This is a genomic window from Vibrio sp. MMH1-50, from assembly GCF_022347645.1.
Taxonomy (GTDB): domain Bacteria; phylum Pseudomonadota; class Gammaproteobacteria; order Enterobacterales; family Vibrionaceae; genus Vibrio; species Vibrio harveyi.
In genome coordinates, this window is sequence record NZ_JAKRGG010000005.1 from 83,092 (window position 1) to 97,197 (window position 14,106).

11 protein-coding genes, 1 pseudogene and 1 riboswitch are annotated in these 14,106 nt (G+C 43.9%); of the genes and pseudogenes, 7 read left to right on the forward strand and 5 right to left on the reverse strand.

Features of this window, described 5'->3' with window-relative positions; translation table 11 throughout:
* Positions 1-3: 3 nt before the first annotated feature.
* Entirely contained in the window at positions 4-831 is an 828-nt protein-coding gene (locus MHO32_RS05900) for a DUF5718 family protein (protein ID WP_009697449.1), read from the forward strand.
* Positions 832-1,310: 479 nt separating this feature from the next.
* On the forward strand, positions 1,311-2,822 hold the full coding sequence (locus MHO32_RS05905; protein WP_026000338.1) for a lytic polysaccharide monooxygenase: 1,512 nt from the start codon (positions 1,311-1,313) through the stop codon (positions 2,820-2,822).
* 276 nt (positions 2,823-3,098) lie between these two features.
* Here the strand turns inward: MHO32_RS05905 and MHO32_RS05910 are convergent, their stop codons facing one another.
* A complete protein-coding gene (locus MHO32_RS05910) occupies positions 3,099-3,305 on the reverse strand; it encodes a hypothetical protein (protein WP_005446094.1) in 207 nt (68 codons plus the stop codon).
* Positions 3,306-3,577: 272 nt separating this feature from the next.
* Between MHO32_RS05910 and MHO32_RS05915 the strand changes: the two genes are divergently transcribed.
* Positions 3,578-5,098, forward strand: a complete 1,521-nt coding sequence (locus MHO32_RS05915) for a DUF1254 domain-containing protein (RefSeq protein WP_239210896.1) — start codon at positions 3,578-3,580, stop codon at positions 5,096-5,098.
* Positions 5,099-5,295: 197 nt separating this feature from the next.
* Here the strand turns inward: MHO32_RS05915 and MHO32_RS05920 are convergent.
* Positions 5,296-6,141, reverse strand: a pseudogene (locus MHO32_RS05920) (LysR substrate-binding domain-containing protein); the annotation flags it as partial.
* Positions 6,142-6,483: 342 nt separating this feature from the next.
* On the opposite strand from MHO32_RS05920, the gene MHO32_RS05925 reads away from it, so the two are divergent.
* Complete coding sequence (locus tag MHO32_RS05925) at positions 6,484-6,621, forward strand: hypothetical protein (RefSeq protein ID WP_005446090.1); 138 nt, start codon at positions 6,484-6,486, stop codon at positions 6,619-6,621.
* Between the two features lie 63 nt (positions 6,622-6,684).
* Here the strand turns inward: MHO32_RS05925 and MHO32_RS05930 are convergent, their stop codons facing one another.
* Positions 6,685-8,448, reverse strand: a complete 1,764-nt coding sequence (locus MHO32_RS05930; protein ID WP_239210899.1) for a sigma-54-dependent Fis family transcriptional regulator — start codon at positions 8,446-8,448, stop codon at positions 6,685-6,687.
* 247 nt (positions 8,449-8,695) lie between these two features.
* Between MHO32_RS05930 and exaC the strand changes: the two genes are divergently transcribed.
* Positions 8,696-10,216 carry an acetaldehyde dehydrogenase ExaC gene (gene exaC / locus MHO32_RS05935; protein ID WP_009697454.1) on the forward strand — a complete coding sequence of 507 codons (1,521 nt, stop codon included), beginning with the start codon at positions 8,696-8,698 and terminating at the stop codon, positions 10,214-10,216.
* A gap of 262 nt (positions 10,217-10,478) precedes the next feature.
* On the opposite strand, the gene MHO32_RS05940 is transcribed toward exaC, so the two are convergent.
* Positions 10,479-11,855 carry an alanine/glycine:cation symporter family protein gene (locus MHO32_RS05940; RefSeq protein WP_005446084.1) on the reverse strand — a complete coding sequence of 459 codons (1,377 nt, stop codon included), beginning with the start codon at positions 11,853-11,855 and terminating at the stop codon, positions 10,479-10,481.
* A gap of 121 nt (positions 11,856-11,976) precedes the next feature.
* A riboswitch (glycine riboswitch) is annotated at positions 11,977-12,078 on the reverse strand.
* Positions 12,079-12,607: 529 nt separating this feature from the next.
* Here MHO32_RS05940 and MHO32_RS05945 point away from each other — a divergent pair.
* Together MHO32_RS05945 and MHO32_RS05950 are read left to right on the forward strand one after the other, a co-directional pair.
* On the forward strand, positions 12,608-12,766 hold the full coding sequence (locus MHO32_RS05945) for a hypothetical protein (protein ID WP_005446082.1): 159 nt from the start codon (positions 12,608-12,610) through the stop codon (positions 12,764-12,766).
* A 31-nt stretch (positions 12,767-12,797) separates the two neighbouring features.
* The gene (locus MHO32_RS05950) at positions 12,798-13,532 is read left to right on the forward strand and encodes a hypothetical protein (RefSeq protein WP_009702107.1); all 735 of its coding nucleotides are present in this window, start codon (positions 12,798-12,800) and stop codon (positions 13,530-13,532) included.
* Positions 13,533-13,645: 113 nt separating this feature from the next.
* Here MHO32_RS05950 and MHO32_RS05955 read toward each other — a convergent pair whose 3' ends face one another.
* The gene (locus MHO32_RS05955; RefSeq protein WP_005446079.1) at positions 13,646-14,029 is read right to left on the reverse strand and encodes a hypothetical protein; all 384 of its coding nucleotides are present in this window, start codon (positions 14,027-14,029) and stop codon (positions 13,646-13,648) included.
* Positions 14,030-14,106: the final 77 nt, after the last annotated feature.

A 14,106-nucleotide genomic window follows, 5' to 3' on the forward strand; every position in this document is an offset into this window, starting at 1 on the left:
CGTATGCACAATTTTGAAGATGCGATGATCTTAGGTATCGCGGGAAACTTCGCAGGTCACCTGCAACAAGCTGGTGAGGCTGATGACTTTGCTCTCTACGGAGATGTGAACGCTAACAAGCCCCAAGCATTGTTCCCCATTTATGTGCCTTTTATCGAACATCCGTATTTGTCGACATATCCAATAAGTGCCGATACGACCAAGTTGCCAAATGATATTTTGAACTTACAAATTGAACCAGAGCTCGCTCTGATCTGTGATGTTTCTTATGAAGGTGGTCAGGTCTTACAGCTCACGCCGACGCATTTTGGCGCATTTAATGATTGTTCGATTCGACGCCCTGATGCGAATAAAATCAGTGAGAAGAAAAATTGGGGTGCAGCGTCAAAAGGCTTGGCATCGCAACTTATTGAACTAGAACGACTCACTCCTGATAGCGATATCGGCAGATTTAGAATCGCGAGCTTTCATAAGCGAGGAGAGCAGGTATTCGCCTACGGGGAAGATTGCGCGGTAAACGAATACTCCTATTTCTATGCGGATCTGCTGGATTGGATACGTGATCAGATGAATCATCAAGTGGATCGTGGTCCGATGGAAAACATTCACGCATTACTCAAACAAGCAAATCTCCCAAGCCAGCTAGTGGTCGCAGTGGGTGCAACGCGCTACACCGAATATGGTGAGCAGAATTTCTTGGAAAGAGGCGATGAAAGTGTGGTTGTTGTGTATGACAGCCACCTATACCAACCAAAAGATGTGCTCGGCATGGTACAGAAGTCGCAGTATGAAGCGACAGGCTTTTCTTATGTGAGTCAAAGAGTGCTTTAAGTTTAAGCCAATAGAGAACAAAAAAAGCCCGCAAATTAGCGGGCTTTTTAATGTCTTATTCGCTGGGTGAAATAAAAGGAGTGATATATATCTAGTGTTTATATTAGTGTTTGTCTTATTGATATTTAATGTATTTTGTTCAAGTTTTAAAAGTGGACAGTGAATCACAGATTCGTTAAGTGCATTTATTGTTTATTATAAGTTTGTTTAATAACGTAATTACTCTAATTATAAATATGTTTTGAAATTTTATAGCCTTATAAGTTTATGAAAAATAGGGTTATATTGCTTTGGTGATAATTCAGTTAGTTAATGTCAGGGTATTTAAAATTGTGATGTTAATTCCTATCAATAACCTCAAAACTTTCATTGATAAAATTTACGTATATTCTTTTTAACTGTTTCCAGATTAAAACTATAAACACGCAATAGGTGACAGTGGTTATAAAGTATCCGTTGTGGCTGACTTGCATAATAAAATGGTAGAGAGTGAAAAAGTGAAAGCAAATAAAAACATTCTTAAAGCAGCAGTAGGTATGGCAATGCTATCTGGCTTGCCAACAGCAGCCAATGCTCATGGCTGGTCAGAGTTTCCTAGTGCACGTCAAAACACGTGTTACGAGCAAGGCGGAATTTGGTCAGGTAACCCACCAAATGCAGCCTGTGCTCAAGCAAAAGAAATTTCTGGTACCTATCCGTTTGTTCAGCGCAACGAATACGCGAAGAACATTACTGATTACAACAATATGGCAGCAGTGAAAGCGGCGATTCCAGATGGTACGTTGTGTTACGCAAATGACCCTCAGAAAAAGGGCATGGGCGCACCACACACCGCGTGGACTCGCACAGAGCTAAATACGGGTACATTCGAATTTGTATTTAATGCGACGGCACCACATAACCCGTCTTTTTGGGAGTTTTACCTAACCAAACCAAATGCAGACCTAAGCAAAGCGTTGGCGTGGAGCGATCTTGATTTGATTCAAACCGAAGGTAATGTCCCAGTTGAAGGTGGTAAATACCGCATGAATGTGACCATCCCTTCTGATCGTTCAGGCGACGCGATTCTTTTTGTGCGCTGGCAGCGTAACGATGCGGCGGGTGAAGGCTTCTACAACTGTTCTGACATCACTATTGTGGGCGGCGAAACGCCTCCACCAGAGCCAACACCTCAACCAGATCTCGTGAAAGGTGAGCTATACATCCCAGTTAATTTTGTTGGTCCAGACCTTGGTGATACGGTTAAGTATGACATCATCAATAAATACGGAGATGTTGCACGTAGCTTCGATATTGAAGTGAATTCATCGAACATCAACGACTGGCAACGTCTATTGGCGTCAGAGATCAATGGTTGGCACGAAGAGTTCAAAGATGGAGCGGTGTTCATTGGTGATTGGCATGAAGAAATGTCTCATTACATGTACTTCCAAAACGATCCATCACGCAACTTCTTTAATTCGAAAGATGGTCGAGCGTCGGGTGTGATTTCAGTGATTGATGGTGATGACGGTAATGTTGAACCATTGGCAGGTGACATCTACGAGTTAGTGAAGAGCGACAAAGTAGTTAGCGCTGGGGACAAAGTGGTGATTTCTACCAGCGAAGCTGCGAACTTAACTCAAACTCAAGGCTCTTCTGTGAGTATTCAAAATAACGGCACTGCGTCGATTGTCGTTGATACTCGTGCGATTACGCAGAATGAGACCTTGTCGTTTGTTGCGAACGCAGTAAACAGCGAACGTGCAGAGACATTTACGTTTGAAGTGATTGTCGACGATGGTGGTGTAGACCCTGAGCCAACGCCAGATCCTGATCCAACACCAGACCCAAGCGATGACGCATGGGATTCAGCAAAAACTTACCTAGGTGGTGAAGTTGTCGCGTATGCTGACCAAAATTGGAAAGCACAATGGTGGATTAAAGGTGGTGATAACCCACAAGCGGCTTACCAAAAAGATAAGTGGGGCGTTTGGCGTCCAGCTAACTAATCATTGGTTGTAGCCAAATGGAATTGGCTAAGGCAAGCATGAAAGCCACTGTTTTGAGTTAAAGACAGTGGCTTTTTTACGTCGTTCATAAACTGACGGGGTAAGTGGGGTGATATCACCAAATGCAAATATGGGCAGAAAATCGTCCCTATCCCAAGTAACCTCGCCCTGAATTCTGGATCTTGAAGTCACTTGGGAATAAATAAAGACAATAGGCTGAAACGAACGGACAGAGTGATATTAGTGCTATGTAAGAGCTTGAAACTCAAAGAGCGCCTAAGCGCTCTTTTCTTTTGTACTGCCTTTTGGGTGATGACCGAATTTGTCATTCAAGTAGAGCAGTCCGCTGACGAAGAGTGCCACGACGGAAACCGTGAAGAGGGCATACATACTTAATACCCAAGCGAATGTGGCAGTCAGAAAGGCAATGAAGGAAAACATTCTGCTGAATGACATTACATGACCAAGTTTGTTACTTTTCATAACGCCTCCCAAAGCTTAGTGGGTAGAACCAGAGTGCTTTCACTCCGCATTCGTATTGTCTCTCTTCTGGGGGGAATTTACCCAAAAAACAGGCTAAATATTTCTCAAAAAAGATTAAATATTGACCTGGTAGACAGTTTTTTATTTGTGATTTTATATGAGTTTCATTGCTCATTGTCTATGCCAACATTTTTGATTCTGCTGAACGTCAAAATTGATTCCCATCTTTGGCTACAGTTAATGCATCCCCACTGACAAAGCAGGAAACTCTTATGTTCAAGACTCAACTTAAACGTGTCGTTGTTATCACTAGTCTACTGGTTTCATCATCTGTTCTGGCAAGCACGAATGCGTACAATACAGATATTCCTACCAGTATCATGACTCCTGATAAGGTTGAAACCAGCATTGGTACTTTGAATTTCAAGGATGGCGTACCAAGCCAGAAGACGATGGATACGCTATACAACAACCTCGATACCATGCGAGCAACAGAAGTGTTTATGAACGCGATTCCTATGGCATCCCTGGAAGCGTTAAGAGTCGGGCATGAGAAAATGGGGCTAACCACATCCAATCAGGTGATGCTGTTTGATGATCTGATGGATTCGAATCCGCTGTTCTTAACCGGAAATACAGATACGGTATACGCGTCCGCATTTCTCGATCTCGAGCGTGATGGTCCAACGGTGGTCGAAATCCCACCGGGTATGGGACCAACGACCGTCAATGATGCATTCTTTCGTTTTGTGACGGACATGGGTGTTGTAGGACCAGATAAAGGTGAAGGTGGCAAATACCTTATTTTGCCTCCGAACTATGAAGGTCCAGTGCCAGAGGGGTATCACGTTTCTCAATCAACAAGTTACGTGAACTGGTTTATTGCTCGTGGTTTTTTGAAAGACGGTAAAACAGACGCGGCGGTGAATTCATACCATAGTGGTTTAAAGATTTATCCATTATCTAAGAAAGGTGAGCCGCCGAAGATGGAATTCATCTCTGGTAGTGGTAAATCGTTTAATACCATTCATGCAAATGATGAGCACTTTTACGATGAAATCAAAACGGTGATCGACAAAGAACCGATTGAGTTTATCGACCCAGAAATGCGTGGACTGATAGCGACCATCGGCATACAAAAAGGTAAGCCGTTTGCCCCAGATGCACGAATGCAGAGCATATTGGAAGATGGTGCAGCAATAGGTAATGCAACCGCACGAGCGTTGATGTTTAATCCTCGTACCCAGAACGCTCACATTTGGGATGATCGTAATTGGAAGACAGCGTTCATTGGTAATGATTACCAATGGCTGATTGAAGAAGGCAACGGTGGTCGCAACCTAGATGCGCGCACTTATTTCTTCTATATGGCGACGGTTAATACGCCGGCAATGGCGCTCAAAATGGTTGGTAAAGGTTCTAAGTACGCAATCGTTGATAAATCTGCTCAGGGAGAGTTCTTTGATGGCAGCAAAAACTACAAGCTGACCATTCCTGCGAATGTTCCTGCGAAGAACTTCTGGTCAGTTGTGGCTTACGATACACAAACGCGTTCGGAATTACAGACCAGTCAACCTTTCCCGAGTAAGAATGACAAACGCGACGACATGATGACAAATGCAGATGGCTCGATTGATTTGTATTTTGGTCCGAAAGCACCAAAAGGCAAAGAAGCAAACTGGATTGAGACTGTGCCGAACAAAGGCTGGTTCACTATCTTGCGTGTCTACGGTCCATTAGAACCTTGGTATGACGGCTCGTGGAAGCCTAGTGATATCACGGAAGTGAAGTAAGATAATTGAAGAGGCAACCGGTCAATTGATAGACCGGTTGCTTGTTTTTGGCTTGTTCTTATGGCTCTGTTGCGGCTTTGTTTGGTCTTGCTTGAGGGATTGTTTATTTGCGACGACAAGTGATAGTCGTTCTAATTTGTTTCTTGCAGTGCTTGTTTAATAAAGGCTTCTACCTGAGCAATGATCGGGTGCTGCTAGAATGCTCGGTGATATTGAACGCCCACATCAAACATCATTGGTTTAGCATTCAGCCTTAACGGCAATCGGAGAACGTCCTCTGGTAGGGCATCATCGTTAATGTGCATCCCGACAAATACATACGGGCTGACTTTTACGCAATCAAGCGCTGCCGCCATAGAAGAGACCGTTAGTTTCTGTTCCAAATTTACCCCAGTGAGTTTTCGCATTCGTTCATAGTACGCACTGACATCAAGAGAGCCCATAGACACGCGCACCGTCTCGAGGTTTTCAATGTCACTTAGCTCTAGCTCGTTATGTTGGCTAAGTGGGTGTTGATCATTCACGTACGCAAAGATGGGAACAGAAGCAACTTTGCGCTCAACCATTCTCTCATTGAGCTCATTTGGAAAACCGCCAATTCCAATGACGACGGCCCCTCGTTTTGGGTTTTCGATACTTTCTATCGACCAATCAATAAATGAAATTTTCGGCTTTTGATCTTCCGTTGTAAGGGCGGAGACTAAAGGGGTCGTCAACATGCCAGATAACGGATTAATGATGCTGAATATGTACTCATTGGCTTGCTGATTTGCATTGAAGCTTTGTGCCAGCTGGGGGATTTGTTCTAGGCGTTCTAATGGTTCGCCGATGACTTCACACAGCTGCTGGCAAAGCAGGGTTGGGGTATAAATGCCTTTTTCTGCATTGAAGAGTTCGTTATCAAATCTTTGACGACATTCAGCCAATTGTCGTGTGAATGTCGCTTTGCTAATGTCGAGGGTATGACACACTTTCGCCTGCGATTTTTGCTGGCTGAGTAGATAAAGAAAGCGATACAAATTCAAATCAATAGTATTTTTCACGAGCTCAGTACCTGAGGTTATTGAGCTTTAAGTATCGGTGTCTCTCATCCTCTGTTCCAATAAAATTTAAAACAATTTTTCCTTTTGTGACATGGGGTTAGCTTGTAAGAGTATGATGTGCTCAATCGGAAGGCGAAACTAAGATTGCGTAAAAGGTGAAAAACAGTGCTAGGTAAGCCCTTGAACTCATCCTATAATTAGGTTGCATATGGAGGATGTTTGATGGTCAAACATCCTCTATTTTTTGAAACCTACAACAAGGATCCGGCATAAGTTGTTTTTGCTGGTGTTGTTTACATTTACCAAGAAGGTGATTTAACACTAATAATTGAGGTTCTTACGATGACTCTTAACAAGTACTTTGTTTTCATTCCGACTGATATGGATCAGGAAACGCACAAGGAACAGAAAGTGATATCTGAAACGGAAACTCAACGTCAGGCTTTAGTAAAACAGGCGCAGCAAGAAGGCGGACTGTAAGGCTAGGTTTCAAAATAAGAAGAGCACCCGAAGCGGTGCTCTTTTTTTATCTCTGTACATCTATCACTTTAGCATCCCAAGGCTTTTAAGCTTGCGATAAATGGTATTACGGCTTAATCCCAACATGCGTGAGGTTTTGCTGATATTACCTTGGTTCGCTTGATAAGTTTTTACCAGCTTATCTTCGACAGTCGAACGCATATCTTTGGTTTTCGGCACGCTAACGTCTTCAATCATACTGGTATGACTAAGCTTCTTAGCAAGATGATTTGGCACATGGCTAAGTTCTAGTTGCGGCTCTCCTTGCGCCATCAATGAAGAGACTTTGATTAAGCTATCGAGTTCTCGCAGATTGCCAGGCCACACGTAAGTCATCATCAATGAAAGAAGGTGGGGACAAATGGTCTGTTCCGAATCAGAATGGCGTCGATGAATGTTCTCAATCAGTGCTTGCTTATCATTGCGCTCTTCAAAGCGAGGTAGTTCGACGATAAGTCCGTTGAGGCGGTAGTAAAGATCCTGACGAAATACGCCTTGTTCAATCAACAACTCTAAGTCTTTGTGTGTTGCGGCGATGATTTGTGTATCAACTTGGATGGTTTGGTTTGAACCAACAGGAAGTACGGTTTTGTCTTGTAACACGTGGAGTAGGCGGCTTTGCGCTTCTAGAGGCAAATCTGCAATCTCATCTAAGAACAAGATGCCGTTGTGCGCTTGGCGGATTTTACCCTGATATCCTTTGCTGTTTGCACCAGTGAATGCACCTGAAACATAGCCAAACAGTTCAGATTCAACTAAGTCTTTGGGTAATGCCCCACAGTTAACTGATACCAAAGGACCACTCTTACGTTGGCTGTTTTTGTGTAACGCTTTGACGAATTCGTTTTTCCCTACACCGGTTTCTCCAAGAATAAGTAAGCTAATGTCTTTGTCGATAACGCGATTTGCTTGTTGCCAACAATGCTCGACCGTGGTGTCGCCATAATGAAGATCGTTGGATGCAGAAAGAGAGCGGGAAGACGTTTTACTCTCTGACAGAGGTTGAGTTTTAAACACCAGTGATTGACGGCTTAGCGAATTATCGAGTATCGAATCCAGAGATTGTCCAATCACATTCGGTTGATCAAGCAATTGCGAGGCGACTTGGTTATGCGCAAGGATTTGCCCTTCCTCATTGGCGATGATAATGCCTTGCCACCCACTGCTGAGTAACCCTTTTTCGCATGCTAAATCGACTCGAATATGTCCTTGAGGGATTTGATTGAGGAGTTGGTTTTCGACTTGCTGAACCATATTCTGGACCAGTACTTGCGTTGAGAAATCGTGCTTTTTCTCTTCGCTGGTAATGTCCAACACGCCCATTAAGTTACCCAAATGATCAAAGATTGGACTTGCTGAGCAACTGATAAAGCGATGATGTTGAATAAAGTGCTGGTCACCAATAACGGACACCGGTTTGGCTTCTACTAAAGCAGTGCCAATGGCGTTGGTGCCTTTCAGTTTTTCTTGCCAGCACGCGCCAGAACTGAGCGCAATCTCGGTCAGTTTTTCTCGGAATTTAGGTTGCCCCCAGCTACCGATGATCACGCCATCCGCATCGGTCAATATTAACCGACTGTCGCTGTGCGCAAACAACTGATTAAACAAAGGCAGGGCAAACTGCTTCACGGCATCGATTAAGAAGTTAAGCTGGTGGCGTCTGTCCTGCAGAAACGCAGAAGTGACGCGAATATCGTCAGGTCGACGTCGCTGTTTTAAACCCGCTTGTTCACTTCTGTCCCATGAAGTAGAAAGCCAGTTGTTGTTGGTAATGTGTTGAAGTTCCATGACTGTACCATTTTGTCACAGTGAGGGTGTGCCATTTTGGAACACTTGAACACTGGTGTTCACACCATACATCCGCTCAAACGTCACTCACTTAGTTTGTTATCGCTTGGTAATCATAGTTTTACATTTAATTAACAACAAGACGTGTGTTGTTGGCATGTGACTTGAGTAATGAAGTGACAACATCGCTGAGTTGAACACTCGGTTGTTTAAAACAAAAAACTGAACGAGAACAAAAGGAAGAGTTATGATCTATGCACAGCCAGGTAGTGAAAATGCCGTCGTGAGTTTTAAATCACATTACGACAACTACATCGGTGGCGAATGGGTGAAACCGAGGGGTGGGGAGTACTTCGATAATACGTCACCAATCAATGGTCAAGCGTATTGTAAGGTTGCTCGTTCTAGCGAGGCAGACATCAACCTTGCATTGGATGCAGCGCACAATGTAAGAGCAAAATGGGCCAAAACCAGCGTTACCGAGCGTGCCAACATTCTACTGAAAATAGCAGACCGCATTGAACAAAACCTTGAAGAACTTGCGGTAGCAGAGACATGGGAAAATGGTAAACCTGTGCGCGAAACACTGGCGGCGGATCTTCCTTTAGTGGTCGACCATTTCCGTTACTTCGCAGGCTGTATCCGTGCTCAAGAAGGCAGTGCGGCTGAGCTTGATGAACACACTGCAAGCTACCATTTCCCTGAACCAATTGGCGTTGTAGGACAGATCATTCCTTGGAATTTTCCAATGTTGATGGCGGCGTGGAAGCTTGCTCCTGCGTTGGCTGCTGGCTGTTGTGTGGTGCTCAAACCTGCCGAACAAACGCCAACTTCGATTCTCGTTCTGATGGAAAAGATTGGTGATCTCTTGCCAGCAGGCGTGGTGAACGTGGTCAACGGTTTTGGCTCAGAAGCAGGGCAAGCACTAGCAACCAGTAACCGAATTGCAAAGCTGGCATTCACGGGCTCAACCGAAGTAGGTAACCATATCTTAAAATGCGCAGCAGAGAATCTCATTCCATCAACCGTTGAGCTTGGTGGTAAGTCTCCAAATATCTACTTCCCAGATGTGTTTGATCATGAAGATGAATACCTAGATAAGTGTATTGAAGGCACGCTGCTTGCGTTCTTTAACCAAGGAGAGGTGTGTACCTGTCCATCACGTGTCTTGGTACATGAATCTGTGTACGACAAGTTTATTGCGAAGGTTGCGGAGCGCGCGAAGACCATTAAACAAGGTAACCCATTAGATACTGACACTCAGGTGGGGGCACAGGCATCGCAAGAACAATTCGATAAGATCCTGAGCTACCTAGAAATCGGACGCCAAGAAGGGGCCAAAGTCGTGTTTGGTGGTGATGTGGCGAAACAGGAAAACGACTTGGAGCAAGGCTACTACATTCAACCGACTTTGTTACAAGGTCACAATAAGATGCGCGTATTCCAAGAAGAGATCTTTGGTCCGGTCATTGCTGTGACTACTTTTAAAGACGAAGCAGAGGCGCTAGCGATTGCCAATGACACGGAATATGGTTTGGGTGCTGGTGTGTGGACGCGCGACCAAAACCTTGCTTACCGCATGGGGCGTAATATCGAAGCAGGGCGTATTTGGATTAACTGCTATCACGCGTATCCTGCACATGCTGCATTCGGAGGCTACAAAAAATCAGGCATTGGTCGAGAAACCCATAAGATGATGCTCGATCACTACCAGAACACGAAGAACCTATTAATCAGCTACGACGTCAATCCGCTAGGCTTTTTCTAAAGCGAAGGTATCGCAGTAAAATGTAATATACCCAAGTAACCTCGAGATGCTAGGTTCAGCGAGAATGACTTGGTTTGTAGACGCGGCGGCGATTTAAAGATCTAGTTATTACACTGCGTCGTTTTCCTTACTCTCGAATCAATGACAACGCTCTGAATCCTGCATCTTGAAGTCATTGGGTATACCTATATAAGAAGAGCCCCCTAAGTCATTCAACTTAGGGGGCTCTTAATTAAAGTGAACTTCACGTTTCTAACTTGGATTAGGCTTTTACTGCATCAAAATCATCTGATTGAGAAGACGGTTTGAAGAACAGTTTTGTCTCTTCCAACACCACGTGGCGCAGAGCAATTAAACCAATTAGGTTAGGGATTGCCATTAGACCGTTTACGATATCAGCCAGTAGCCAAATCATATCTAGGTGAAGGAAAGCACCTGAAGCCACCAAACCAACAAAAATCAGTTTGTACGGAAGTACTGCTTTTGTACCGAATAGGAATACAACACAGCGCTCACCGTAGTAGTTCCAGCCAAGAATGGTGGTAAATGCGAAGAACATAAGACCGATAGATACCAGCATTGGACCTAATGTCTCTGCGTTAAGACCAACCGCAAATGCGTGTGTTGTCATCGCTGCACCTGCAAGGTCACTTTGCCATGCACCCGTAAGGATCAAAGCAAGACCAGTCATCGTACAGATGATGATGGTATCGAAGAAGGTACCCGTCATAGAAATCAGACCTTGTTTAACACAAGAATCCGTTTTCGCAGCCGCCGCAGCCATAGGCGCACTACCCAAACCAGATTCGTTTGAGAATACGCCACGAGCGATACCAGATTGGATTGCCAGCATAATACTTGCACCCAAGAAACCACCAGTTGCCGCTGTCGAAGTAAATGCAGACACCAATACAAGCTCAACTGCATTTAGCAATTGGTCCGCATTCATGATGATCACACTCAAACACGCTAGCACATAAAACAGCGCCATTGCTGGCACGACTTTACCTGCAACGCTAGCGATCGACTTAATACCACCCAAGGTTACGAATGCCACTAATAGCGTCAGGATGAAGGCAGACAGCTCGCGGTTTACACCAAGAGAAATCTCACTTGCATCAAGAATTGCATTCACTTGAGGGAAGGTACCGATACCAAAACAAGCTACGCCCAGTGCAAATACCGCGAACATGATAGCTAGCGCTTTCGAGCCAACACCATATTGCAGGTAGTACATAGGACCACCAATCATTTGGCCTTTGTCGTCAACACGACGGTATTTCACAGCAAGAAGACACTCAGCGTATTTGGTTGCCATTCCAAATAGGGCAGCTAGCCACATCCAGAATAGGGCACCAGGACCACCAAGTTTGATTGCTGTTGCAACACCAACAATGTTACCTGTACCAATAGTTGCAGACAGCGCAGTACATAGCGCTGCAAAGCTAGAAACGTCACCCTGTTTATCAGATGACTTATCTTTACTGAATACCATCGCTAACGCAGTTGGTAGGTGTTTAAATTGGATCAAGCCTAGGCTAAAAGTGAAGTAAACACCGGTTCCCACAAGCAAAAGCAGCAGTGGTGGACCCCAGACAAAGTTATCAATGGTTTGAAGTAAAGATTGTAGGTCGTTCATGATTTCCCCTTAATAAAACAACTAATAAGGAGAAGAGGGAAAGGACGAGATCAAGGATCTCTAATAGCTATGCTATTCAAAACAAAATAAGGCGGGAACGCCAAATAGTTAGGTTGTTACTTTCCACTCCTCTGTCCTTTTGCCTGAGAGTTTCACCCCGCACACATGTGCGGGACTTGCTCCTTCGGCGACCGATTTAACGGTTCTCTCCAGAGGTTCCTCCAACTACAGTCCCCGCTACCAAGGTAGCACCTGAAATAGTTAATTCTTCGGCGAGTTACCCTAACTAAATGTTAAAATTTAGTTAATAACCACTCTCCTGCAGTCTTCATCGGAACATTTACTCAATTAAATGAGTAAAGGTTAGTTAATGATGCTGGTCACCATTAACGTGTGAACTCTATCATGTTTTGTTACCATTTCAACACCAAATGACGATTTATTTTCAACACATTATGCGGACTTTGTGGTCTTAATTTCATAGGTTTGTCGATTAATTAAACAAATGAGTCAATCTTTTGTTCATTGTTTACTTGTATGGATGGTCGAAATCTAATTCGATTGAACGATGGGCGAGTAGAGCTGTGTCGATAAGTTATTCAGTTTAGAATAGAAAATTGATCAAAACGGGAGCAATCGCTTCAAAATCTACGCTAAGTTGACCGTAAGCGACGTAGAAATAGGTTACAATGTTTCTTTGCGAAACTGTCTATGGAATCAGATAAGTTCACATTATTGGACAAGGAGGCGGTATGACTAGATTGTTAGCCATTGCGGTATTGATTGGATTAGCGTTTGTGCTATTTCGTTATCGTACCAATGAAAAAGTCCAAAAAGCGACGGTCATTACGCTGATCAGCGCATTTTTAATTTATACCGCGTCAATCATGATTGCGGAACTCACTCGCTAGCAAACCGGTAGAGTCCTTGGAGTAAGATACGGTGACTTCTCAGAATAATATTGAAGATCAAGACGAAGTAGTTGTCATTGAGGAGCGCGATAAGCGTACCCACATTTATATTGCCATTGCGGCAGTACTGGGTTTGGCATTTGGTGGTTTGGCTGGGTCGGCAATGACAGCAAGTAAGTGGGAGTCCACTTACCAAGTGTTGGAAGAAAAATACCAAGCACTAGCACAAGACAAGACGGATTTGGTTTCTCAAGTGAAAACACGCGAAGCGAGCTTGGATAAAGAAATCGATGCAAAAGTCGCGACGTTATTGGCAGAAAAAGAAGAAGCTCATAAAGCGGAACTAAAAGCGCTTCAAGCGCAGTTAACTGAAGTAGAAAAAGTGAATATTTCACTTGAGTCACAAGTGAAAGAACAGAAAGCGACGCTAAGTACCACTAAGAGTGAAAACGATAAGCTTAATCGCCAAGCCGATATGCAAGCGACCATCTTTGAGCGTTCACGTGAAGTGTTCCGTAAGGAGCTGCAAATCTCGCAAGAGTTGGAGTCTCTAGAGAAGGAGCGTGAATCGCTATTGCCTAAGATCGAAACGTTGAAAAAAGAGTGTGACGTTTTCCTAGAGGGCAAGTCTTGGGACGTGAAATCAGACGCGTGTGACCGACACGATGAAGCAAATTCTCGTTTAAGCCAAGTTGACCAACTTATTGAAGTTCACAAGATGGACCTAAAACAGATCAAAGACATTACGGCAGAGATGGGACTGTAGAGCAAGCGCTTTTCACTCCCCAACTTGGTGATTCAGAAATACAAAAGGAGCTCTCAATGAGCTCCTTTTTTGTGTCTATCCGTCAGAACGGATTAACTCTAATTCGATGTCGATTAGATGCGAGAAGCGTCATAACCTGAAGCTAATAGCAATTCACGTTCATGTTTAATCAATTGTGCTCGGTCTTCAATCAGTTCATTCAACGCTTGAGACGGTTTACCAGCCAGTGATTTAAAGGCATCGAAAGACTCTGCGCTGTCGATTTGGTCAATCATACCACTGATAACATTACGTGCTTCGCAAGGGTTATCGTCAGTGGTGAAGTATTCAACTTGCTTTGCTGCAGACTTCATTTCGGTGAGCAGTTCTAGTGGACTACTTTCTTTTGCTACTGCCATGTAATTATCAAGTACACGTTTCGCATACAACAATTCTTTTAGTGGGATATCTCGGCCACTTACAATCAGCGATTCATTAAGGATCATACTTGAGCTCATGGGCATTCCTTTTTATCAATAATTCAAACTTCTTGGGCATTGATTTGAGTCTAATTTATTGCTGACTGAATGGGAAT